Annotated in this window: 23 protein-coding genes and 1 riboswitch; of the genes, 12 read left to right on the top strand and 11 right to left on the bottom strand. The window is 71.4% G+C overall.

Annotated elements, in window-relative coordinates; genetic code table 11:
- Positions 1-38 precede the first annotated feature (38 nt).
- Complete coding sequence (locus tag K8W59_RS16075) at positions 39-1,493, top strand: HNH endonuclease signature motif containing protein (protein WP_223395932.1); 1,455 nt, start codon at positions 39-41, stop codon at positions 1,491-1,493.
- A gap of 9 nt (positions 1,494-1,502) precedes the next feature.
- A complete protein-coding gene (locus K8W59_RS16070) occupies positions 1,503-2,231 on the top strand; it encodes a cobalt-precorrin-6A reductase (RefSeq protein WP_223395931.1) in 729 nt (242 codons plus the stop codon).
- On the opposite strand, the gene K8W59_RS16065 is transcribed toward K8W59_RS16070, so the two are convergent.
- Genes K8W59_RS16065 through K8W59_RS16055 form a run of 3 tightly spaced genes read right to left on the bottom strand, consistent with a single transcriptional unit; the run spans position 2,215 to position 6,160 of the window.
- Positions 2,215-3,564, bottom strand: coding sequence for a cobyrinate a,c-diamide synthase (locus K8W59_RS16065; RefSeq protein ID WP_223395928.1), 1,350 nt, complete (start codon positions 3,562-3,564; stop codon positions 2,215-2,217). The genes K8W59_RS16070 and K8W59_RS16065 overlap by 17 nt on opposite strands.
- Positions 3,561-4,175 carry a cob(I)yrinic acid a,c-diamide adenosyltransferase gene (gene cobO / locus K8W59_RS16060; protein WP_223395926.1) on the bottom strand — a complete coding sequence of 205 codons (615 nt, stop codon included), beginning with the start codon at positions 4,173-4,175 and terminating at the stop codon, positions 3,561-3,563. The genes K8W59_RS16065 and cobO overlap by 4 nt, the downstream gene beginning before the upstream one ends.
- Complete coding sequence (locus K8W59_RS16055) at positions 4,175-6,160, bottom strand: VWA domain-containing protein (RefSeq protein WP_223395924.1); 1,986 nt, start codon at positions 6,158-6,160, stop codon at positions 4,175-4,177. Before K8W59_RS16055 ends, cobO begins: the two co-directional genes overlap by 1 nt.
- Positions 6,161-6,183: 23 nt before the next feature.
- Positions 6,184-6,329: riboswitch (cobalamin riboswitch) on the bottom strand.
- A gap of 55 nt (positions 6,330-6,384) precedes the next feature.
- Here K8W59_RS16055 and cbiE point away from each other — a divergent pair.
- From cbiE to K8W59_RS16020, 7 genes are all read left to right on the top strand, one after another.
- Positions 6,385-7,596 carry a precorrin-6y C5,15-methyltransferase (decarboxylating) subunit CbiE gene (gene cbiE, locus K8W59_RS16050; protein WP_223395922.1) on the top strand — a complete coding sequence of 404 codons (1,212 nt, stop codon included), beginning with the start codon at positions 6,385-6,387 and terminating at the stop codon, positions 7,594-7,596.
- Positions 7,597-7,657: 61 nt separating this feature from the next.
- On the top strand, positions 7,658-7,933 hold the full coding sequence (locus K8W59_RS16045) for a Fe-S cluster assembly protein HesB (protein WP_223395920.1): 276 nt from the start codon (positions 7,658-7,660) through the stop codon (positions 7,931-7,933).
- 156 nt (positions 7,934-8,089) lie between these two features.
- Positions 8,090-12,286, top strand: coding sequence for a TreTu family toxin (locus tag K8W59_RS16040; protein ID WP_223395918.1), 4,197 nt, complete (start codon positions 8,090-8,092; stop codon positions 12,284-12,286).
- Entirely contained in the window at positions 12,280-12,588 is a 309-nt protein-coding gene (locus K8W59_RS16035) for an immunity protein TriTu family protein (RefSeq protein WP_223395916.1), read from the top strand. Before K8W59_RS16040 ends, K8W59_RS16035 begins: the two co-directional genes overlap by 7 nt.
- Positions 12,585-13,277 (top strand): HNH endonuclease, encoded by a 693-nt coding sequence (locus K8W59_RS16030; RefSeq protein WP_223395914.1) that lies wholly within the window; start codon positions 12,585-12,587, stop codon positions 13,275-13,277. Before K8W59_RS16035 ends, K8W59_RS16030 begins: the two co-directional genes overlap by 4 nt.
- The gene (locus K8W59_RS16025; RefSeq protein ID WP_223395905.1) at positions 13,274-13,618 is read left to right on the top strand and encodes a DUF4265 domain-containing protein; all 345 of its coding nucleotides are present in this window, start codon (positions 13,274-13,276) and stop codon (positions 13,616-13,618) included. Before K8W59_RS16030 ends, K8W59_RS16025 begins: the two co-directional genes overlap by 4 nt.
- The gene (locus K8W59_RS16020) at positions 13,593-13,742 is read left to right on the top strand and encodes a hypothetical protein (protein WP_223395903.1); all 150 of its coding nucleotides are present in this window, start codon (positions 13,593-13,595) and stop codon (positions 13,740-13,742) included. The genes K8W59_RS16025 and K8W59_RS16020 overlap by 26 nt, the downstream gene beginning before the upstream one ends.
- A gap of 6 nt (positions 13,743-13,748) precedes the next feature.
- Here K8W59_RS16020 and K8W59_RS16015 read toward each other — a convergent pair whose 3' ends face one another.
- The gene (locus K8W59_RS16015) at positions 13,749-13,907 is read right to left on the bottom strand and encodes a hypothetical protein (RefSeq protein WP_223395901.1); all 159 of its coding nucleotides are present in this window, start codon (positions 13,905-13,907) and stop codon (positions 13,749-13,751) included.
- Positions 13,908-13,917: 10 nt separating this feature from the next.
- On the opposite strand from K8W59_RS16015, the gene K8W59_RS16010 reads away from it, so the two are divergent.
- Entirely contained in the window at positions 13,918-14,124 is a 207-nt protein-coding gene (locus K8W59_RS16010) for an HYD1 signature containing ADP-ribosyltransferase family protein (RefSeq protein ID WP_223395899.1), read from the top strand.
- 11 nt (positions 14,125-14,135) lie between these two features.
- Positions 14,136-14,408: a DUF6881 domain-containing protein gene (locus K8W59_RS16005; RefSeq protein WP_223395897.1), complete on the top strand. Its 273-nt coding sequence runs from the start codon at positions 14,136-14,138 to the stop codon at positions 14,406-14,408.
- A 339-nt stretch (positions 14,409-14,747) separates the two neighbouring features.
- On the opposite strand, the gene cobM is transcribed toward K8W59_RS16005, so the two are convergent.
- Genes cobM through bluB form a run of 5 tightly spaced genes read right to left on the bottom strand, consistent with a single transcriptional unit; the run spans position 14,748 to position 19,141 of the window.
- A complete protein-coding gene (gene cobM, locus K8W59_RS16000; RefSeq protein ID WP_223395896.1) occupies positions 14,748-15,482 on the bottom strand; it encodes a precorrin-4 C(11)-methyltransferase in 735 nt (244 codons plus the stop codon).
- On the bottom strand, positions 15,479-17,014 hold the full coding sequence (locus K8W59_RS15995) for a precorrin-2 C(20)-methyltransferase (RefSeq protein WP_223395894.1): 1,536 nt from the start codon (positions 17,012-17,014) through the stop codon (positions 15,479-15,481). Before K8W59_RS15995 ends, cobM begins: the two co-directional genes overlap by 4 nt.
- Positions 17,011-17,679, bottom strand: a complete 669-nt coding sequence (locus K8W59_RS15990; RefSeq protein WP_223395892.1) for a precorrin-8X methylmutase — start codon at positions 17,677-17,679, stop codon at positions 17,011-17,013. Before K8W59_RS15990 ends, K8W59_RS15995 begins: the two co-directional genes overlap by 4 nt.
- A gap of 10 nt (positions 17,680-17,689) precedes the next feature.
- Positions 17,690-18,508 carry a nitrite reductase gene (locus K8W59_RS15985; RefSeq protein WP_223395882.1) on the bottom strand — a complete coding sequence of 273 codons (819 nt, stop codon included), beginning with the start codon at positions 18,506-18,508 and terminating at the stop codon, positions 17,690-17,692.
- A 12-nt stretch (positions 18,509-18,520) separates the two neighbouring features.
- Complete coding sequence (gene bluB, locus K8W59_RS15980; RefSeq protein ID WP_223395880.1) at positions 18,521-19,141, bottom strand: 5,6-dimethylbenzimidazole synthase; 621 nt, start codon at positions 19,139-19,141, stop codon at positions 18,521-18,523.
- Between the two features lie 51 nt (positions 19,142-19,192).
- Here bluB and K8W59_RS15975 point away from each other — a divergent pair, with 51 nt between their 5' ends.
- Entirely contained in the window at positions 19,193-19,984 is a 792-nt protein-coding gene (locus K8W59_RS15975; RefSeq protein ID WP_223395869.1) for a methyltransferase domain-containing protein, read from the top strand.
- 21 nt (positions 19,985-20,005) lie between these two features.
- Here the strand turns inward: K8W59_RS15975 and K8W59_RS15970 are convergent, their stop codons facing one another.
- Positions 20,006-20,782 (bottom strand): SDR family oxidoreductase, encoded by a 777-nt coding sequence (locus tag K8W59_RS15970; RefSeq protein WP_223395867.1) that lies wholly within the window; start codon positions 20,780-20,782, stop codon positions 20,006-20,008.
- Positions 20,783-20,831: 49 nt separating this feature from the next.
- Positions 20,832-21,914 carry a 2,3-butanediol dehydrogenase gene (locus tag K8W59_RS15965; protein ID WP_223395865.1) on the bottom strand — a complete coding sequence of 361 codons (1,083 nt, stop codon included), beginning with the start codon at positions 21,912-21,914 and terminating at the stop codon, positions 20,832-20,834.
- Between the last annotated feature and the right edge of the window lie 49 nt (positions 21,915-21,963).

The following is a 21,963-nucleotide window of genomic DNA, read 5'->3' as shown; positions in this document are numbered from 1 at the left end:
TCTGGCAACGGATCTCATGGGAGAGCATAATCAAAAACATGCTCGATATCGCTCCGACTCCCGTCGCGGTCACGCCGACCGCGATGCTGGAGCGCGTGCGCGAGGTCCGCGCTGCTCGCCGCCGTGCCGGGTGCGAGGAGCTGCTGCTGGCCGTCGAGTGGGCTGACGCCCACCCGGAGCTGTCGCCTTCCCCTCATGCCGAGCGCCGCTCCATCCGGCGCGCCCAGGACGCGGGGTGGATGGCCGCATCGACACCGGGGGCCGATGTCGAGGGTGCGCGAGCGTGGGGCGAGGAGGAGCTCGACGCGTGGGTGCCGGGCTTCGACTGGGCGAGCGGCGCGTCGTTCGCCGCCGCGCTCGGGACCTCCACGGCAGCGGGGGAGCGGATGATCCGCGAGGCGCTCTTCCTCCGGCACCGGATGCCCCGGATCTGGCGACAGGTGCAGGCTCACGAGATCGAGGCCTTCCGGGCCCGACGGATCGCCGCCGCGCTCTACGCCCGGCCCGCGGACATCGTCGACCACCTCGACCGCGTGCTCGAGCCGATCGCCGCCACCATCGGCGAGCGAGGCCTGGAGCAGAGGATCGACGAGGCCGAGCTGCTCCTCGACGCCGAGCAGCGCGAGCTCGAGCAGCTGGAGGCCCTGGACGCCGTTGGCGTCGAGCTCGACGAGGCATCCATCGGGCACACCGGGATCGCGACCATGCAGATCCGCGCAGAGTGGAAGGACCTCTCCGACTTCGACGACGCGGTCGCCGCGGTGGCCAAGGCGCTGGCCGAGCGGGCCCGGGCGCTCGACCTGCCGGTCGAGTCGCGTGACGTCCGACGAGCCCAGGCGCTCGGTTGGCTGGCCGACCCGGCCCGGGCTGCCGCGCTGCTCGCCGATCCCACCGCGTCGGTCGAGACCTTCCGCACCGCCTCCCAGGGGCCCGGCGGCCGGCCGAGCGTGATCGAGCTCGTCGTCCACCTCACCGGCGATGCGCTGCTCGGCCCCGACCCCGTCGCGACCCTCGACCACGCGGCCGTCCGCACGCTGCTCGCCCAGCAGGTGGCGGCATGGTGTGCGCGGCCGGAGACCGACGTCCGCGTCCGCCCGGTCATCGACCTCACCCGGCACGTGCGCAGCAGCGCCACCACCGTCACCGACGTGATGGCGCTGCGCGCGGCTCTCGCACAACCGACCTGTGCCTTCCCCCACTGCCACCGACGGGCCGTCCGATGCGACAAGGACCACCTGGTCCCGACGAGCGAGGGCGGCGCGTCCTGTGACTGCAACCTGGTCCCGAAGTGTCGACATCACCATCGACTCAAGACCTTCGCCGGGTGGAGCTATCGCCGGGTCGGCCCGACGGAATACCTCTGGACCGAGCCGCACGGCATGGTGTTCCTCCGCACCGGCGAGGCCACCCTCGACCTGACCGACCATGTGTCGATCACCCTGCGCGACCGGCCCGGCTGGGACGGCTGCAGCCACGACGCGCCGGCGGCGTAGCCTCACCCCGTGCCCACCGTCCTGCTGCTCGGCGGAACCGCCGAGGCGCGCGAGCTCGCCGCGCTGCTCGTCGACTCCGGGATCGACGTGACCTCCTCGCTCGCCGGCCGGGTGGCGGACCCGCGGCTGCCCGTCGGGCCGGTCCGGATCGGGGGGTACGGCGGCGCCGAGGGCCTCCGGCGCCACCTCGTCGAGCAGCGGGTCACCCACGTCGTGGACGCCACCCATCCCTTCGCGGCGGGCATCAGCGCCAACGCGGCGGCGGCGTGCGCGGCGGCGGGCGTCCCGCTGGTGCGGCTGGAGCGGCCGGGCTGGGCCGCCGTACCCGGCTCGGATGCCTGGCACTGGGTCGCCGACCACGACGGGGCCGCCGCGGCCGCGGCCGCGCTGGGGAGCCGGCCGTTCCTCACCACCGGCCGGCAGTCGCTGGACCGGTTCACCGGCCCGCTCGCCGAGGCCGACGTCCTCGTCCGGGTGGTCGACGAGCCCGACCTCGCCCTCCCGCCGCGGTGGCGAGTGCGGCGCGACCGCGGCCCCTACGACCTCGACGGCGAGCGGGCCGTCCTGGAGGACCGCGACGTGTTGGTCACCAAGGACTCCGGCGGCACCTGGACCTGGCCCAAGATGCAGGCCGCGACCGAGCTCGACGTACCCGTGGTCGTGGTGCGCCGCCCACCCGCGCCGCCGGGCGTCCCGACGGTGCACGATGCCCGCGAGGTGCTCATCCGGCTCGGCTGACGAAGCGCCGCGCCAGGTGCGGGTGGCCGGCCCAGTGCACGTGCAGGTACGACGCGTGCAGGGTCGGCGTCGCCACCCCGGCCGCCACGCGCTGCGGCAGCCACCAGGCGGGCCGCCCCGCGGGCTCGCCGGAGAGGGCGGTGCGGTGGAACTCGTGCGCGGTGACCCGCTCGCCCGACCTGGACAGCAGGTCGTCGCCGGTCGCGGTCGCCTCGCGGTATCCGAGCGTGAGCCGCGGGGCCATCGCCGCGTCCACGTCGATCACCCCGGCCATCCGCGCCGGCTCCCCGGCCGGACCGCGCACGCTGCGGCACAGGTAGAGCAGCCCCGCGCACTCCGCGACCGTGGGCAGCCCGCCGGCCACGCGGCGTCGTACGTCGGCCAGCAGCGGGGCGTTCGCCCCCAGCACGGCGGCATGCATCTCGGGGAAGCCGCCGCCGAGGTAGAGCCCGGTCGTGCCGTCGGGCAGCGCCCGGTCGGCCAGCGGGTCCAGCGTGGTGACCTCGGCGCCCGCCGCCTCGAGCAGCTCGGTGGTCTCGGCGTAGCGGAAGGTGAACGAGCGTCCGCCGGCGACGGCGATCCGCGCGGGCGCGCACGGCTCCTCGCCGATCGCCTCGGCGGCCGACCACGGCTCCCCGGCGAGGTCTCGCGCGCCGCGGGCGAGCCGGACCACCGCGTCCAGGTCGACGCGCTCGGCCACCTGGTCGGCGAGCCGGTCCAGCGCTCGCGCCGCGTCGGCCCGCTCCTCGGCGGGGACCAGGCCGAGGTGGCGCGAGGGCGCCTCGATGCCGTCGTCGCGGCGGAGCACCCCGAGCACGGGTACGGCGTCGCCCAGGGCGCGCCGTACCTCCTCCGCGTGTCGCTCCGTGCCGGCCTTGTTGAGGATCACGCCGGCGATGTCGACCTCGGGCGACCAGGTGCGCAGGCCGTGCACCATCGCGGCGATGGTGCGAGAGGCGTGGGAGACGTCGACGACCAGCAGCACCGGGCTGCCGGTCAGGGTCGCGACGTGCGCGGTCGAGGCGAACCCGTCGGCGCCGAGCCGACCGTCGAAGAGGCCCATGACGCCCTCGACGACGGCGATGTCGGCGCCGGCGGCGCCGTGCAGGAGGAGTGGCACGATCCGCTGCTCGCCCACGAGGTAGGGGTCCAGGTTGCGGCCCGGGCGACCCGTGGCCAGGGCGTGGTAGCCGGGGTCGATGTAGTCGGGCCCCACCTTGTGGCCGCTGACCGTGTGGCCCGCGCGGCGCAGCGCCGCCATCAGCCCGGTGGCGACGGTGGTCTTGCCGTGGCCGCTCGCGGGGGCGGCGACGACCAGCCGCGGCAGACTCACCACTCGATGCCCCGCTGGCCCTTCTGGCCGGCGTCCATCGGGTGGGTGACCTTGCGCATCTCGGTGACCAGGTCGGCGGCGTCGACCAGTCGCTGGTCCGCGTCGCGTCCGGTGATCACCACATGCTGGTGTCCCGGACGGTCGCGGAGCGTGGCCACGACGTCGTCGACGTCGACCCAGCCCCACTTCATCGGGTAGGTGAACTCGTCGAGCAGGTAGAGGTCGTGACGCTCCTCGGCGAGCCGGCGCTTGATCTCCGCCCAGCCCTCGGCGGCCGCCGCGGCGTGGTCCTCCTCGGAGCCGGCCTTGCGCGACCACGACCAGCCCGAGCCCATCTTGTGCCAGGCGACCGGACCGCCCTCGCCGGTCTCCTCGTGCAGCGCGCCGAGCCGCTCGAGGACGGTCTGCTCGCCGATCCGCCACTTGGCGGACTTCACGAACTGGAAGACCCCGATGTCGAAGCCCTGGTTCCACCCGCGCAGCGCGAGCCCGAAGGCGGCGGTGGACTTGCCCTTCCCGTCGCCGGTGTGGACCGCGACGATCGGTCGGTTGCGGCGCTGCCGGGTGGTGAGGCCGTCGTCGGGTACGGCGGTCGGCTTGCCCTGCGGCATCAGGCTGCCCCCTTCCGGATCACCTCGGTGACGGCGGCGGCGCTGACCTCGCCGATCGGGACGTGCTGGGCGCGCAGGTGGGTGGCGAGCGTCTGCGCCAGCCCCATCCGGAACCGTCCGGTCTCGCAGTCGAGCACGACCGCGCCGACCTCCTGCGCGGCCAGGTGCGCGGCGGCGGCGTGCGCGCGCTGCAGGGCGTCCTCGCCCTGGGTCGCCCGGCCGTCGGTGACCACGACCAACAGCGGTCGGCGGCTCGGGTCGCGCAGCCGCTCCCGGCGGATCACGTCGGCCGCCTCGAGGAGGCCCTCCGCGAGCGGCGTACGTCCTCCCGCCGGCAGGTCGGTCAGCGCCCGCGCGGCCACGTCCACGCTGCCGGTCGGCGCCAACGCCACCTCGGCCCCGCGGTTGCGGAAGGTCACCAGGCCGACCCGGTCCCGGCGACGGTAGGCGTCGAGCAGCAGGCTGAGCACCGCGCCCTTCACCTGCTCCATCCGGCGCCGCGCGGCCATCGACCCGGAGGCGTCGACGCACAGCAGCACCAGGTTGGCCTCCCGCCCCTCGCGCCGGGCGACCCGGAGGTCGGCGGGCGCGAGCCGGAGCGGCCCGGCCGTGCGTCCCCGCGCGGCCTGGTGCGGGATCGACGCGCGCAGGGTCTCGCCGAGGTCGATGCTGCCCGGTCCGTGCTCCAGCGGCCGCGCGCCGACCCGCCGTCCGGTGCTCGTCCGGGCACGGCTGCGCCGCCCCTGGGCGCCGTCGCCGGTGCCCTCGACGGTGAAGAGGCGGGGGAGGTACGTCGCCCCCGGCGCCGCCACCCGCCCCGCCGAGTCGGCGCCAGTTCCCCCCGAGTCGGCGCTAGTTCCCCCCGAGTCGGCGTCAATTGACGCCGACTCGCCGTCAACTGGCGCCGACTCGGCATCGGGTGGGGGAGACGGGTCCGGGTCCGGTTCGGGCTGGGGGTCCGGGTCGGGGTCGTCCTCGTCGAGCAGGCGGTCGAGGAGGTCCTCATCGAGGCCGGGGGCGTCGAAGGGGTTGCGGCGGCGGCGGTGGGGGAGGGCGAGGAGGGCGGCGGTGCGGATGTCCTCCCGCAGCACGGAGGTACGGCGCTGCCAGGCGGCGTGGGCCACCGCGGCCCGCGCGACCACCAGGTCCGCGCGCATCCCGTCGACCTCGAAACCCGCGCAGACACGGGCGATCCGCCGCAGCACGGCGTCGGTGAGCGGCACCTGGGGCAGCAGCTCGCGGGCCGCGGCGATCCGCTCGGTGAGCGCGCGCTGGCGGTCGGCGTACTCCTTGGCGAAGCCCACCGGGTCGAGGTCGAAGGCCATCCGCCGGCGCACCACCTCGGCCCGCAGCGCGGGGTCGCGTGGCGCGCGCACCTCGACGGTGAGACCGAAGCGGTCCAGCAGCTGCGGCCGCAGCTCGCCCTCCTCGGGGTTCATCGTCCCGACGAGCACGAACCGGGCCGGGTGACTCACCGAGACGCCGTCCCGCTCGACCTGCGCGCGGCCGGTCGCGGCGGCGTCGAGGAGCACGTCGACCAGGTGGTCGTGGAGCAGGTTCACCTCGTCGACGTAGAGCAGCCCGCGGTGCGCCCGCGCGAGCAGCCCGGGGTCGTACTCCGCCCGCCCCTCGGTGAGCGCCTTCTCCAGGTGGATCGACCCGAGCAGCCGGTCCTCGGTGGCGCCGACGGGCAGCTCGACCAGGCGCACTCCGCGCTCGCTCACGACGGGCGAGGGGAACGGCGCGTCCGGCGAGGAGTCCGCCTCGGCGGGGTCGACGGAGAAGCGGTCGCCGTCGATCACCGCGATCGGGGGCAGCACCTCGGCGAGGCCGCGGACGGTCGTGGTCTTCGCCGTCCCCTTCTCCCCGCGCACCAGCACGCCGCCGATGCCGGGGTCGAGCGCCGCGAGGAGCAGCGCGAGCGTCATGTCGCCCTGAGCGTCGTCGGGGCCGACGACGGCCGTGAAGGGGTACTGCTGTGGCATCCGGGTCTCCCGCTCTTCCGCCAGCGTGGGGGCGGTGCGAGGCCGGTCTTCGGACTTCCCGCGGCCGAGGCATCACCTCGACGCGGGTCACCGCAGCGGGCCCTGTGCCGGACTCTCACCGGCTTCCCTGATTCTCCCCTCGCGGGGCACCTCGCACCTGTCTGCTCTTGTCGCAGGCCACCCTAGCGGTGCCACTCGGCGCCGACGACTGGCATCATGTCCGCGTGCCGGCCGCCCCTCCTCCGCTCACCGTCGTCGGGATCGGCGCGGACGGGTGGGAGTGCCTCGTCCCGGCGTCGCGGGAGGCCCTGGCCGCTGCCGCGACGGTGCTCGGCTCGCCCCGTCAGCTCGACCTGCTGCCGACCGCGATCACCGCCAGGCGGGTCGTGTGGCCCACGCCGCTGCGCGAGGGGCTTCCGGAGCTGCTCGCCTCCCTGGAGCCGCCGGTGGTCGCGCTTGCCTCGGGCGACCCGCTGGTGGCCGGCGTCGGCTCGACCCTGATCGACCTCGGGATCCCGGTCACCGTGCTGCCGCACGTCTCCTCCGCCGCCCTGGCCCGCGCCCGGATGGGCTGGCCGGCCGAGTCGTGCGCGGTGGTGCGGGTCGCGCGCCCCGACGCGGCGGAGGTACGGCGGGAGCTGGCGCCCGGGCGTCGCGTGCTCGTGCTCTCCCGAGACGCGACGACGCCCGGAGCCGTGGCGGTCCTGCTCAAGGAGGCGGGGTTCGGGGCGACCCGGATGACCGTGCTCGGCGACCTGGGATCCGCCGCGGAGAGCCGGGAGGAGACCACCGCGGAGGACGCGGACCTGGACCCGCCGCCGCTCCACGTGCTCGCCCTCGAGATCGACGGCGAGGGGGTCGCCAGCTGGGCGCCGGGGCTGCCGGACGACGCCTACGAGCACGACGGGCAGCTGACCAAGCGCGACGTTCGAGCGGCCGCGCTCGCCCGGCTCGCCCCGGTGCCGGGACAGCTGCTGTGGGACGTCGGCGCGGGCGCCGGGTCGGTCGGGATCGAGTGGATGCGCGCCCATCCGGGCTGCCGGGCGGTGGCGGTGGAGTCGCATCCCGAGCGGGTCGCGCGGAACCGCCGCAACGCCGTCTCCCTCGGGGTCCCGGGGCTCACCGTGGTCGAGGGCCACGCCCCCGCCGCCCTGGACGACCTGCCGCGACCCGACGCCGTCTTCGTCGGCGGCGGCGCCACGCGGGACGGCGTACTCGACGCGTGTCTGCGGGCTCTCTCACCCGGCGGTCGGCTGGTGGTGCACGGGGTGACCCTGGAGACCGAGGCGCTCCTGGCCGCCCGGCACGCGGAGCTCGGCGGCGAGCTCACCCGGATCTCGGTCGAGACGGCCGACGCGGTCGGGAGCTTCCGCGGCTGGGCGCCGGCCCGGACGGTGACCCAGTGGTGCTGGGTGGCCCCACCCGACCGGAGGTAGTGCGCTCACCACCGGCGAGCAAGGGTGGAGAGGTCATGCCCGCTATCGGAAGGAGAGACGAGTGCTCGCTCTCACCGAGAATGTCACCACGCTCGTCAACAAGCTCACGGAGGAGGACCCCGAGCTGTCGGGGCTCCGGATCGCCGTCGAGCCCGACGGACAGTCGCTGTCCGTCAGCCCCGCGACCGAGGCGCAGCCGGAGGACCAGACGATCGAGCAGGACGGCGCCAGCGTCTACCTCGACGCCTCGGCCGCCGAGCTGCTCGCCGACAAGGTCCTCGACTCCGGCGTCGACCAGGAGGGCAACATCCAGTTCGGGCTGGCCCAGCAGGCCTGAGCAGTACGGCGGCGAAAGGGGCGGCGCGGGTCGCGTGTCGCTCCTTTCGTCGTTGTGAGGCACGGTGACCCGGCGGGTTGAGTGGCTGCGTGGTCTCCGTTCTGATATCTCTTCGATCGTGAGTCGGATGGGCCGGCCCTCTCGGAGGGATGGCTGATGCGCAACCCCGGTCGTTCTGTGGCCCGAATTCTGGCGCTGGTCTTGCTGGCTTTGGGCGGCGTCCTTGGCGACCCGCCGACGCCGTCGGCCTTCGGGGCGGACTGCGTCTCCTTCCTGCGGCTGGACGCCGATATCTCTCCCAGCGTCGTGGCCCCGGGGCAGGTCGCGAGCACTACTGCCCGCTCGTACTTCGATCAGACCGGTGACACGTGTCAGCCCCCGTCGGAGACCGTCGACTGGTCGTTCAAGCTTTGGCTCAGCAACTGCGGGTACTTGCCACCACTGGCGTCGGGTACGACCACTATCACTGCGACCGATCCCCCAGGGAAGATCATCTTCGCGAAGGCACTCGCCATCCCCAAAGTGTGTCCTCCAGGCTCGCAGTACGACGTCGGGAAACGAGTCCAGGGCGGAGACTTCGGCAACCTGTTCGTGAGGTTCGATGTTGTCGGACCCAGTTACCCCACAGGCGGTGCCGCATTCGACAACGGGACGGTGGTCTCGTTCCCCTCGACGGTCTATCCATCCGGCTATCGAGTTGGTGGACAGTCGGTGCTGGGCATGCAGGGCGACCCCGTGAACTCGTTAACGGGGGCGTTCACGCACGCGGATGAGGACTTCTCCATGCCGGTGCGCGGCGGCAGCCTGGATGTGTGGCGATCCTATGACTCGGGGCTGACTCGGCGGGGACCGCTCGGGGCGGGGTGGACGAGTTCGTTCAGTGACTCCCTTGTGGTCGAGCCCGGCGAACAGGTGACTTGGCGGACCAGCCAGGGTGCGAGCGTCGAGTTTCGTCACTCCTCCGGAACCACTTGGCGGCCCCCTTTCGGGAACTCGGCGAGGCTGACCGAGAGGCCGGACGGTACATTCACGGTGAGAACCGAAGACCTCTGGTCGCTCAGGTTCACCAGGGCGGGCTTGTTGACCCGAGCCGCTGATCGCAGCGGTCGTGCTTACGAGGTGACTCGTGACGGGTCCGGTCGGGTGGCGATGGTTTCGAGTTCGGGTCGAGCGCTGAAGTACGTCTACGACGCGTCGACGGGTTTGCTCGACTCGGTGACAGCCCTCGGGTCGGAAGCTGGAGAGCCCTCTGCAGTCACGGACTACGCCTACGCCGATGGGCGGCTTGCGAAAGTCACTAAGCCGGGTGGCGAGGAAATACTGTACGGCTATGACGCTGGTGGACGATTGTCGTCCATTCGCAACTCCTCGACCAGCGTTCCGCAGGTCCAACTCACCTACGGCAGTGATGGCCGGGTGGCGACTCAGAAAGACGGAGACGGGAACGTCTCCAGGTTCGGTTGGGACGCTGCCAGCTCGATCGCAACGATGACCGACCCTAGGGGTGGGCGCTGGAAAGATGTGTATGCGAACGGATGGTTGGTCGAGCAGACGGACCCCACGGGCGTTACGACCACCTTCGATTGGACGAGCAAGGGGCAATTGTTCCGAGTCTCTGGACCAGGCGGCCAGGAGACGGTATTCGACTACGACGCTGAGTTGCGGCGCACCAGCCGCACCGACGCCCGCGGTGGGGTAGAGACGACAGACTATGCGGGCTCGTTTCGCGAACCGGCCGCAGATGTCGATGTGGCGAACCGCACGACGACGTTCGGCTATGACTCCAATCGCAACCTCACGAAGGTCACGCCGCCGTTGCCCACTGCGGCGACGTCGATGTCCTATGACCCCTCGACATTCGACTTGGAGACATTCACGGACCCCACCCAGAAGGTGTGGTCTTACGATTACGCTGCCGACAGCGGGGACCTGATCAGCCGGACATCTCCACTGGGGAACAAGACCACTTACGCCTATGACGGCTTCGGTCGGACTACTAGAGTCACACCACCCCAGGGCAACGTCGCCGGTGCTTCGGGGTCGTGGAGTACCACCTACAGCCGAGACGCGGCGGGCCGGGTGCTGCGGGTTGCCGGTCCGAGCGGGATCAAGGCGAAGTTCACCTACGACTCCTTCGGTCGGGTAGCGACCCGCACCGACGGGCGTGGAGGGCGCACCACCTACCACTATGACAACTCTGGTCATCTGACCCAGCTCACTCTGCCGGATGGGTCGACCGAGTCCTTCGCCTACGACGCCAACGGCAACGTTCGCATGAACACCGACGGGCGTGGCCAGGTGACTGCATTCGGTTACGACGCAGCTAACCGGCTCACGTCGGTGACGAGGGGCAACAGAGCCTGGTCGTTCACTTATGATTCTGCCGGTCGGCGGCGAACCGCGAGCATGCCGACCGGCCGGAAGGCGACCTTCACCTGGGATATCCGCAGCCTGCTGACGAAGGTCGACTACTCCGACGCCACCCCGGATGTGAGTTTCGCCTACGACAAGCTGGGTAGACGCAAGTCGATGACCGACGGAACGGGCACGACGACCTACAAGTACGATTCCCTGGATCGTCCGACCACCGTCCTCCGCGGCACGGATACGTGGAAGTACGCCTGGGACGACAACGGACGCCTCGCGTCCAGGACTGCGCCCGGTCAGACCGCGGTCACCTACACATATGACCCCGATGGGCGCCTGCGCCAAGTCAAACGTGGCGCCACGGTCATAGCGCAATACGCCTACGACACGGCGAAGAACTCGATCACGCGGACCACAGCCAACGGCATGGACACGATCGAGAGATTCTCCCGCGACGGGTTTCTGGCAAGCACTCGGACGAGGAACCCCGCGGGAACCACGCTCCGACTCACTTCGTACACGCGGGACATCGAAGGCAACCCGATCAAGGTGGCTGACAAGTCCGGGGTCGTCAGAACCCAACTGTTCGACTCCCGAAACCGCCTGACCGCGGTCTGCTACGAGACCAGCTCGTGTGATGGCGCGACGGACTACATCCGGTATGGCTATGACGCGAACGGCAACATCGTCAGCGAGCAACGACCCGCGGGAACCGTGAGGCGCACCTACGATGCATATGACCAACTCGCAACGCAGACGCAGAGCGGCGCGACCACTGAGTTCCAGTACGACGCAGACGGAAATCGCTCCGTCGAAGGCGGGACCAAGTTCGACGTCAACGCAGCTGGCCAGATCACCCGCAGCACGAACAGACGTGGCGTCACCACGACATACAAGTACAACGGGAATGGCCAACTGGTCTCCACAACGCGGAACGGCACAAGCACTAAGTACGACTACGACCCGATGTCAGCCCAGCTCGTGGGCATGCGGAGGGGGTCGAGGGTTACACATGCGTTCATCTACGGGCGGGAGGTTGTGGCGACCGTCTCTGGCGCGGAGACCAGCTTCCACACCACAGACGACATCGGGTCGATCGTTCAGACCCGCAACGCGACTCGCAATGTCCTCAAGTCCTACGACTACCAGCCCTACGGCTCGGCCCGCTCCATAACCGGCAGCGGACCGACATCGCCGATCAGGTACACGGGCGCTCCCAACCTCGGCACCGGTGGTTACCAAATGGGCGTCCGCCAATACAGGCCGGGGTCCGCCACGTTCGCCACCCCAGACCAAGGTGGAACCGGAGACGCCTATGAATATGCGAGCGGCAACCCCGCCCTCTATACCGACCCGCTGGGTCTCTACAGCTGGGACAACTTCCTCCAAGACGTCAACACCGTCTCGGGCTATGTTGCGACCGGCGCGAGCGTCGTTGCCGTCGGCTGCACCTCGATCGTGATCTGCGCTCCCGCCGCACCCGTCGCAGGCGGCATCGCCGTCACAGCCACCGCGGTCAACGCCGCTTCCGGGGTGGCGATCGCGGCCACCAACTGTTCGAAGGGGTCGTGCGCCGGTGACGTCGTTCTCAGCGCCTCCATGGCGTTCGGCAGTCGTTACGGTGCAGGCAAACTCATCAGCCGAGCAGCCGCAAACGCAGGTGACGACTTCACCCGTGTGGGCCGCTGGATGGGTGACGACGAGCTCCTCAAGATGCAGAAGTCGGGTCAGGTTCAGGTCGGAGGTGGCGGTACAACGCACGTGGCCGATCCGGCGAACATGTCGACGTACGCTAAGCAGGCGGCGTCAGGGAGTAAGTATGTTGAGTTCGACGTGCCTCGGACTTCGCTTTTCCCATCCGGCTGGCCAGGTGGTGCGCAGATCCCAGGTCCGAACCACATCCTCGCTCGGCTAGCGGAGCGGCGTGGCTCGCCAGTTCAGTTCCCGGTGCCAGCGTGCAACATCGTGGTGGTGGGATCGTGCTGAACTACCTGGACCTCTTGGTGGACTGGACACAGAACTGGAACGCCGTCAGCGGACGAGGACTGTCGGCACGTGCGCAGCTCGGCGCTGCGGACGTTGAGAAGCGATCTGCGTGGCTCGTGCTCGAAGGTGACGGTGCCGCTGGACAGTTGACGGTTTGGGCTTCGGGCGAGTGCGAGCTGGAGGCGTATCGAGTCGCGGATGGTGCGGTGGTGCTGCTTGAGCATCGTGACCTTTCCACGGCGGAGGACCTGTGGAACGCGTGTCGAGCGCTGGTGGCCGCCTGCGGCGGGACTACCGAATGAGCGGTTTCCTGCGCCTGCTGCTGGCCACGGCGATGGCCGTGCTTGGTTGGCTCGCGTCGCCGGCGACCGCAGTATCGTTATCGACCAGCCTTCGTGATGCGACATACGTCTTCGACGCACCGGTCTACAACGCTCCCGGCAGCGACGCCGCGTCAGGGCGTGGCCCGCCCACGGACATCTGCGAGTACACCACCTACGACGCCTTCGACCACGAGTCGCATGGCTCTTCGGCGCGCACTGGCGCGCGCAATGCCCCGACGATCTACGACTACGACGACACTGCTCGGTTCGTGCGATCCGAAGGGAGTAGCCACGGCGTCACCGGGTTGAACGCCGGCAGTGAGGCAGGCCTCGTCGTCGTTCAGCGATCGCAAGTTGCCGCAAAGACAGCACCCGAGATCAAGGCTGGTGCACAGGGTGGCCCGACTGCCGGCAAGCCATTTTCCCAGAAGACTCGCCAGGACGTTCTTGATGAGAACCCGAGTACTTGTGTCTATTGCCGGATGGAAACCGACCGACCCCAGGTTGACCACGCAATCCCGCGTTCTCGCGGAGGGAATGCGACGTTCGAGAACGGGCAGACGACGTGTGGGTGGGGTAACGCTTCGAAGGGTGCCAGGGACTACCCAGTGAACCCGCCGCCCGGATTCGAAGGTATGTGGCCGCCTTTGTGGTGGGGGCTCCCGTGAGCGCCGCTGCAGAGCAGTTCTCGACGCACGCCGAGCCGGTTTGGCGGGAGCGCGCGAATTTCATCATCAATGCGCCTCTGCCGGAGGCCGGCCGCTTCGAGCAACTGTGGGCAAAGCAGGTCGGCGAGAACCAGTTTGAGATCTGCTGTATTCCGTTCTTTCTCTACGACCTCGCGCTCGGGGACACGGTCGAGACGGCGCCGCAGGGCAGTCGACAGTACGTCCTGAGCCGCGTCCTGAACCGCTCGGGGCGGTATCTTCCGCGCGTACTTCGAGCGGCCCCTGTACCGCTATCGAGACGCGACGGTCGAGGCCGTGGAGGCACTGGGTGCGCAGATTGAGTGGTCATCGCCGAGCCTGCTGGCTATCGACGTCGAAGGACAGTCCGCGCAGGCGGTGGCCGACGTGCTTCACGACTTCGAGAAGCAGGAGCGCCTGGTCTACGAGACCGGCAAGTCCGCCTGATCCCCGTCAGCTGCTGCGTGCGAGTCGGCGGGCTTGGTGGCGCAGCAGGATGGACTCGATGAGGTTGATGACGGTGTTCTTCTCGTCGTCGTCGAGTTGGTTGAGCGCTTCGAGGTGGAGGCGGAGCTGGTCGTCGGCGAGACCGCGCTCATCCTCGTTGAACACGAGAGCGTCGGTGCTGACGGAGAGGCCGACGGCGAGGGCGCGGAGGACCTCGAGGTGCTTCCTGGGTCAGCCCTTCCAAGGCCAGCGGTTCAAGAACTACGTGGAGATCGACGCAACGGGGCTGAACGTAACCAAGGGCAGGGACGGCGTCTACGTGATCCCCGGAGAAGCACCGCTTGATATCACCCGGCGCCTTATCTCTTGGGGGGCCAACTGATGAGGCGATACATGCGCGTGGCTTGGATCCACGATCTTGATGGCGAACCTGTCACGTTGCTGAGCGAGATCATCAACGGAGAAGAAGTCCGGAAGGTCGAGATCTATCGTGACGGCCACGCGGACTTTGCAGACGCGACGCGAGCGACGGGGTCGACGCAGCTCTCAGAGACGCTCATGCCCTCGATCGAGGAAGTGGCTGAGCAGGAGGAATTCATCCCAGACGAGATCGACGCCGACACCTTCGATACAGTGTGGCAGGCGGCGACCGAGCAGCATGGCTAGCCTCGCGCGTTTCGTCGCTACCTTCGTGTCGGCCCTGGTTGTCAGTTTGGTAGCGGTGTCGCGCGGTAGGCGCTGCGACAGAGGTATCGGTGTCGATCACAGAGACGCCGTCCGACACCTCCGACAGCAATTCCGACGCTTCGGTGGTCATCACGCCCGGGTCGGAGCGCGGGCCGGAAGATGCGAAAGACCGCTCCCTGGGTTACGACGCTGACGTGTCACCGCTGGAGGTGCTTCGGCGCGCCGGAGTGTGCTGAGGGTCGCTCGGGGCTACGACTACGACGACCTCGCTCGGCTTGTGTAGCGAACACACGGCAAACCAGGCCGGGGTCGACGGACTCAGCGGGGACGATCGGCGGAGTAGAGCCAGGATTCGCCGCCGGGGCTCGCCAGGGCGGGGCCCACGAGCACGACCGCCGCCTGCCGGAGCCCGGCCTCCTCGACCGCGTCTGCGATGTCGGCCAGCGTGCCGCGGAGCACCAGCTCGTCGGGCTGGGTGGCGCGGTACACGACCACGACGGGGCAGCCGGCGCCGTACTCCTCGACCAACTCGGCGGCCAGCTCCCGGATGCGGGTGATCGCCAGGTGCAGGCACAGCGTCGCGCGGGTGGCGGCGAAGGCCGCCAGGGTCTCGGTGGCCGGCATCGCGGTGGAGCGCGCCTGCGTGCGCGTGAGCACCACGCTCTGCGCCACCTCCGGCACGGTCAGCTCGCGCCCGACCAGCGCGGCCGCGGCGGCGTACGCCGGCACACCGGGCACCACCGACCAGCCCACACCGGCGGCGTCGAGCCGCGCGGTCTGCTCCGACAGCGCGGAGTAGAGCGACGGGTCGCCCGAGGTCAGCCGCACCACCCGGCGCCCGGCCCGCGCGGCCGTCACCAGATGCTCGGTGATCTGGTCGAGATCCAGCACCGCCGTGTCGATCAGCTCGGCGGTCGGGGGGCAGTGGGCGAGGACGGCGCCGACGTACGTCCCCGGGTAGAGCACCACGTCCGCCTCGGCCAGCAGCCGGGCCGCGCGCAGCGTGAGCAGGTCCTCCGCCCCCGGGCCGGCGCCGACGAAGTGGACGGTCACACCGGCACCTCGTCGCGGACGTAGCGCGGCGTCCACACCCGGCCCGACGAGGTGACCCGGGTCGAGGTCGCGCCCACGATCAGCAGGCACTTCATGTCGATCGCCGCCGGGTCGAGCTCGCCCAGCGTCGTCACGGTCAGCGACTCCTCGTCGCGGCCCACGTCGCGTCCCACGACCACGACGGTCTCCGGGGGCCGATGCTCGGAGAAGACCTCGCGGAGCCGGGCGACCTGGGTGGTGCGGGACCGGGAGGCGGGGTTGTAGACCGCGCACACCAGGTCGGCCTGGGCGACCGCCCGCAGCCGCTCCTCCACGACCGCCCACGGCTTGAGCCGGTCGCTGAGCGAGATCACCGCGAAGTCCGCGCCCACCGGCGCCCCAGCGCGGGCCGCCACGGCCTGCACGGCCGAGACGCCGGGCAGCACCTCGACCTCGACGGACGGGTAGTCGTCGGCCACCTCGAAGACGGCGCTCGCCATCCCGAAGACGCCCGCGTCGCCACCGGAGACCACGGCCACCCGCTCCCCGCGCGCTGCGAGCTCGAGGGCGAGGCGGGCACGGTCGGTCTCCACGGTGTTGCCGCTCGCGTGCCGTGTCAGGCCCGCGCGCTGCGGGACCCGGTCGACGTACGGCGCGTAGCCGACCACGTGGTCCACCTCCGCCAGCGCTGCGCTCGCCTCCGGCGTGAGCCACGCCTCCGGGCCCGGGCCGAGGCCGACGACCTTGAGGGTGGTCTCGACAGGCTCGACCACCGACGACGGGGGCTCGACCACCGACGGGGGCTCGACCACCGACGGGGGCTCGACCACCGACGGGCGGGTGTCGCCGGGCACCACGATCAGGGAGAAGTAGGGCACCGTCGCCGGGTCGACGTCGACCACCCGCATCCAGCGCTCGGCCGGCATGGACGCGCGCTCGACGTACATCGCCCCCTCCAGCCGGCCCGCCTGCCGCAGCGCCTCGACGACCCCCGGGAAGCGCCGCCCGAGCTTCATGATGATCGCGCCGTCGGTGTCGGCCAGGCGGCGCGCCAGCTCGGGCACGTCCAGGGTGCCGGGCAGCACCGTGAGTACGTCGGTCTGCCGCACCAGCGGCGCGTGCAGCACCGCCGTCGCGGCCGCGAACGCCGGGACCCCCGGGACGACCTCGGTCGGGAAGCGGTCGGCCAGCCGGTCGTGGAGGTACATGAACGACCCGTAGAACAGCGGGTCGCCCTCGGCGAGGACGACGACGTCGCGGCCGGCCTCCAGGTGGGCGGCGAGCCGGTCGGTGCAGTCGGCGTAGAAGTCGGCCATCGCTCCGGTGTACCCACCCGGGTGGTCGGTCGTGCCCGTTGTGACGGGGTAGCGCAGCTCCTCCTCGACCGCAGAGGCCGGGATCAGGTCGGCCGCGATCCGGCGGGCGTTCGACTGCTTCCCGACGCCGGCGTGGTAGGCGACCACGTCGGCCTGTTCGATCAGCCGTGCGGCCTTGCGCGTGATCAGCTCCGGGTCCCCGGGGCCCAGCCCCACGCCGTACAGATGACCGGTCACAGCTCCTCCTCACGGGCCAGCGCGTTGAGCGCGGAGGCCGTCATCGCCGAGCCCCCACGGCGCCCCAGCACGGTCAGCCAGGGGACACCGACATCCGTGGCGACCAGGGCGTCCTTGGACTCCGCCGCCCCGATGAACCCCACCGGGCAGCCGATGATCGCGGCCGGCCGGGGAGCGCCGTCGAGCAGCATCTCCAGCAGGTGGAACAGGGCGGTCGGCGCGTTGCCGATCGCGACCACCGACCCCTCCAACCGGTCCTCCAGCAGGGAGAGCGCGGCCGCCGATCGGGTGGTGCCCATCTCCCGGGCGAGCGCGGGCAGTCGCGGGTCGCCGAGCGCGCACAGGACCTCGTTGTCGCGAGGCAACCGGGCCCGGGTCACGCCGGAGGCGACCATCCGCGCATCGGTGAGGATCGGCGCCCCGGCGCGCAGCGCCGAGCGGGCCGCGGACACCAGGGCGGGATGCACCCGGAGGTCGTCGACCAGGTCGGTCTGGCCGGTCCCGTGCACCATCCGAACCGCGACCGTCTCCGCGTCCGCCGGCAGCGAGTCCAGCCGGGACTCCGCACGGATCGTGGCGAACGAGGCGCGGTAGATCGCGGCGCCGTCGTCGACGTACTCGAACCGGCGGGTGGGCCGGGTCGGCGTCGTCGGGGTGCTCGGCATGGCGCGCAGGCTAGCGGTCGACCGCGATCAGCGACTTCCACGGGGTCACGACCAGCCGCTCGGGCAGCCCGTCGGCGGTCTCGAGGACGCCGTCGGGTACGGCGAGATGGCGGACCCCGTCGGCGACCCGGCCGAACGGCGGCGGGCCGGCCGATACCCGGGTCCGCTCGTCGCGGGCCTGCCCCACCGGCGGGTCGGTGAGCTCGTCGACGTGCCACGGCGCGTCCGGGCCGGTGCCCCGTGCGGCGAGGAAGTCGCGTGCCGCTGTCAGGAGCTCGTCGACCGCCTCGGCCAGTGGCACCACCGGGCCCCAGGTCGCGGTGCCCAGGCGCAGCTGGACCTCGACGTCCGAGACCGCGACCAGGCCGAGGTCCAGCGGCCGGTCGACCAGGTCGCCGCGTCCGTCGTCGAGCACGAAGAGGAACCGGCCGGGCAGGTGGGCGAGCGCGGGGTCGGCGCAGAGCCCGTCGTCCAGGGCCGCGACCACCGGCCCCAGGTCGACCCGGCCACCGGACAGCCCGGTCAGCGGGGAGGCGAGGATGTTGCGGACCAGCTCGTGCCCGGGGTGGGGGAGCAGGCCCGTGGCCCGGATCGCGGCGACCACCTCGTCGGGGAGCTCCTCGCCGCCGGGGAGGCCGCGCAGCTGCAGGTTCGCGCGACGGGTCAGGTGGACCCGGCCGTCGCCGTACTCCCTTGCCGCGGCGAGCAGCCCGCCCAGCCGGTCGCGCGTGAGCCGGCCGCCCGGGGTCCGCAGCCGCACCAGCGCGCCGTCGTCGGCCGGCCACGGGCGGAACACGCCGGGGCAGCGGTCGGCGCGGGTGCGATCCATGCCGGAATGGTGTCAGGCGCGCCAGCGCTCGGCGTGGACGGCAGTGGCGAGCGGGGCGCGGTGCCGCCACCCGTGGCGTTCCAGGTCCGGCACGGTCGGCCGCTCGGAGACCGTGCCGACGCAGAGCCAGGCGACCGGGCGGACGTGCTCGGGCATCCCGACCAGCTCGCGGAGGAACTCCTCGCGGTAGAGGCTCACCCAGCCCACGCCCAGGCCCTCGTTGGTCGCGGCGAGCCACAGGTTCTGGATCGCGCAGACGACGGAGTAGAGCCCGGCGTCGGCGATCGCGTGCCGCCCGAGGACGTGCGAGCCCCCACGGGTCGGGTCGTAGCCGACCACCACCCCGAGCGAGGACTCGCAGATGCCCTCCACCTTGATCCGGGCGAAGGTCGCCGCCCGGTCCGGTGGCAGGGAGTCGGCGAAGACCTGCCGCTCGGCGAGCACGTGCTCGCGGAAGGCCCGGCGGGTCTCTGGGGAGCGCACCAGCACGAAGTCCCACGGCTGGCTCAGGCCGACGCTCGGGGCCGCGTGCGCGGCGGACAGGACGCGGGTCAGCACGTCCTCGGGCACCGGCTCGCCGGTGAACTCGGCGCGGGTGTCGCGGCGGGCGTTGATCGCGTCGTAGAGGTCCACGGGACGAGCAGGCTAGCGACACCGCCGCCGGAGGCGCCGTACGGTGCCCGCGTGAGCGACTACACCCACGGCCACGCCGACGCGGTGCTGGCCTCGCACCGGTGGCGTACGGCGGAGAACAGCGCGGCCTACCTGCTGCCGCATCTCACGCCGCAGACCCGGCTGCTCGACATCGGCAGCGGACCCGGGACCATCACCGCCGACCTCGCGCGCCGGGTGGCGCACGTGACCGCGGTGGAGCAGACCCCCGACGCGCTGGCGCTCACCACCGCCGAGATCGAGCGGCAGGGGCTGAAGGGCGTCGAGGGCGTGGTGGGCGACATCCACGGGCTGCCGTTCGCCGACGACACCTTCGACGTGGTGCACGCCCACCAGGTGCTGCAGCACGTGGCGGACCCGGTGGCGGCGCTGCGGGAGATGCGGCGGGTGTGCCGGCCCGGCGGCCTGGTCGCGGCCCGCGACGCCGACCACGCGACCTTCGCCTGGTGGCCCGCCGACCCGGTGCTGGACCGGTGGCTGGAGCTGATCCGGGTGGTGCACCAGCGGACCACCGGCGACCCCGACGCGGGCCGTCGGCTGCTCGCCTGGGCGCACGAGGCCGGCTTCACCGACGTGACGCCCACGGTGACGGCCTGGTGCTTCGGGACGCCGGCGGAGCGCGACTACTGGGGCGGGATGTGGGAGCGGCGGATCCTCGAGTCGGCGATCACCGACCGGATCCTCGACGCCGGCCTCGCCGACCGCGCCGAGCTCGAGGCGATCTCCGCCGCCTGGCGCCGCTGGGTGGAGGACCCGGACGGCTGGTTCATGGTGCCGAACGGGGAGATCCTGGCCCGCGCCTGACCCCCCGGTCGGCGCGGTCGCTCAGATGAACAGCATCCCGCCGTCCACGAGGATCGCCTGGCCGGTGACGTAGTCGGAGTCCGGGCCGGCGAGGTAGGAGACCAGGCCCGCGACGTCCTCGCCCGTGGACACGCGACCCAGGGTGATCCCGGCGGCCATCGCCGCCATCGACTCGCCCTTGCCGACGTGGTTGATCTCGCCGAGGTCGGAGTCGATCTGCTCCCACATGGCGGTGTCCACGATGCCGGGGCAGTAGGCGTTGACGGTGATCCCGTGCTCGGCCCACTCCTGCGCGGCGGCCTGGGTCAGCGCCCGGACGGCGAACTTGCTGGAGCAGTAGACGCCCAGCAGCGGGAAGCCCTTGTGCGCGGCGATCGAGGCGGCGCCGATGATCTTGCCGCCCGAGCCCTGCTCGATCATCTGGCGGGCAGCCTCGGTGTAGCAGAGGAACACGCCGCGCCCGTTGACCGCGTGCACCTGGTCGTACTCCTTCGGCGACACCTCCAGCAGCGCCTTGGTCTGGGCGATGCCCGCGTTGGCGACCATCACGTCCAGGGAGCCCAGCGACTTCGCGGTGTCCCGCACCAGCGCCTGCACCGAGTCGGGGTCGGAGACGTCGCCGGTGAGAGCGACGTGCTCACCGCCCTCGACGGCCGGCAGCGACGCCCGGGTGGCCTCCAGCTCCTCGCCCATCGACGGCAGGTCGGAGATCGCGAGGCGGTGGCCGTCCTGGGCCAGGCGGGTGGCGATCGACCTGCCGATGCCGCGGGCGGCTCCGGTGACGTGCACGTTGCTCATGCTGGGGTCCTCTCGATGGGCGTTGCGATGGGTGACGTGTGGGGCCTGCTCAGGGATGGACGAGGATCTTGACGTTCTCGTCCTTGTTCTCGATCAGCTGGCGGAAGCCGCCGTCGACGATGTCCTCGACGCCGATCCGGCCGGTGATGAACTGCTCGGCGTCGATCCGCCCCTGCTGCAGCAGCTCGATCACCGCCTCGTGGTCGCCGCAGTAGGCGCTGGTGCCGATCAGGTTCAGCTCGCGCATCACCAGCCCGAACATGTCGATCTCCGCCTTGTGCCCCCAGATCGACACGTTGACGACCGTGCCGCCGTTGCGGGTGGAGTCCAGCGCCGCCTGCAGGGCCGGGGAGAGGCCGACGCACTCGAAGGCGACGTCGGTGCCGAGGCCGCCCGTCTCCTCCTTGATCCGCGCCGGTACGTCGTCCGTGCTGGGGTCGAGCACCAGGGTCGCGCCCGCTGCGGGGGCCTTCTCCTTGCGGATCGCCGACATCTCCACCGAGATCACCTGCTCGACCCCGATGGCGCGCAGGCAGGCCATCGTCACCAGGCCGATCGGTCCGGCGCCGAATACGACGGCGGTCTGGCCTGGCTGGATCCCGGAGCGGCGTACGGCGTGGTAGCCGACCGCGATCGGCTCGATCAGCGCGCCCACCTCGGTCGAGAGGTCGCCGAGCGCGTAGACCCGCTCGGCCGGCGCGACGACGTACTCGCTGAAGCCGCCGCCCCCGCCGGAGAGGCCGATGAAGCCGCCCTTCACGCACAGGTTGTAGTCGCCGGCCGTGCAGAACTCGCACTCCCCGCACACGATGTAGGGCTCGACCACGACCCGGTCGCCCGGGCTGAAGCCCTCGACGCCCTCACCGACCTCGTCGACGACGCCGGCGAACTCGTGGCCCAGGGTGAGCGGCACCGACTCCCCGGAGATCGGGTGCGGCGCGTCGGAGGTGGGCGCGAAGATGGGCCCGTCCTCGAACTCGTGCAGGTCGGTGCCGCAGATGCCGCACCACTCGACCCGGACCTTGACCGTGCCCGGCTGCACGTCGGGGACGGGCACGTCCTCGATCCGCAGGTCGCGGTTGCCGTAGTAGCGGGCGGCGCGCATCGTCGCGGGTGCTGCGGTGGTGCTCATCGGGGGCTCCTTCGCTGCCGTGGTTGGCCGCGACGCTAGGGAGCGACGA

The sequence above is a fragment of the Nocardioides rotundus genome, from assembly GCF_019931675.1.
GTDB lineage: Bacteria > Actinomycetota > Actinomycetes > Propionibacteriales > Nocardioidaceae > Nocardioides > Nocardioides rotundus.
The sequence above is the reverse complement of the archived record's forward strand: the minus strand, read 5'-3'. Positions and strand labels throughout refer to the sequence as shown.

Bases quoted from the DNA above. Each gene is read 5' to 3' on its own strand.
- K8W59_RS15965 (WP_223395865.1), bottom strand. From the start codon at position 21,914: ATGAGCACCACCGCAGCACCCGCGACGATGCGCGCCGCCCGCTACTAC.
- cobO (WP_223395926.1), bottom strand. From the start codon at position 4,175: ATGCCGCAGGGCAAGCCGACCGCCGTACCCGACGACGGCCTCACCACC.
- K8W59_RS15985 (WP_223395882.1), bottom strand. From the start codon at position 18,508: ATGGATCGCACCCGCGCCGACCGCTGCCCCGGCGTGTTCCGCCCGTGG.
- K8W59_RS16055 (WP_223395924.1), bottom strand. From the start codon at position 6,160: ATGCCACAGCAGTACCCCTTCACGGCCGTCGTCGGCCCCGACGACGCT.
- K8W59_RS15990 (WP_223395892.1), bottom strand. From the start codon at position 17,679: ATGCCGAGCACCCCGACGACGCCGACCCGGCCCACCCGCCGGTTCGAG.
- K8W59_RS16040 (WP_223395918.1), top strand. From the start codon at position 8,090: ATGCGCAACCCCGGTCGTTCTGTGGCCCGAATTCTGGCGCTGGTCTTG.
- K8W59_RS16005 (WP_223395897.1), top strand. From the start codon at position 14,136: ATGCGCGTGGCTTGGATCCACGATCTTGATGGCGAACCTGTCACGTTG.
- K8W59_RS16075 (WP_223395932.1), top strand. From the start codon at position 39: ATGCTCGATATCGCTCCGACTCCCGTCGCGGTCACGCCGACCGCGATG.
- K8W59_RS16030 (WP_223395914.1), top strand. From the start codon at position 12,585: ATGAGCGGTTTCCTGCGCCTGCTGCTGGCCACGGCGATGGCCGTGCTT.
- K8W59_RS15970 (WP_223395867.1), bottom strand. From the start codon at position 20,782: ATGAGCAACGTGCACGTCACCGGAGCCGCCCGCGGCATCGGCAGGTCG.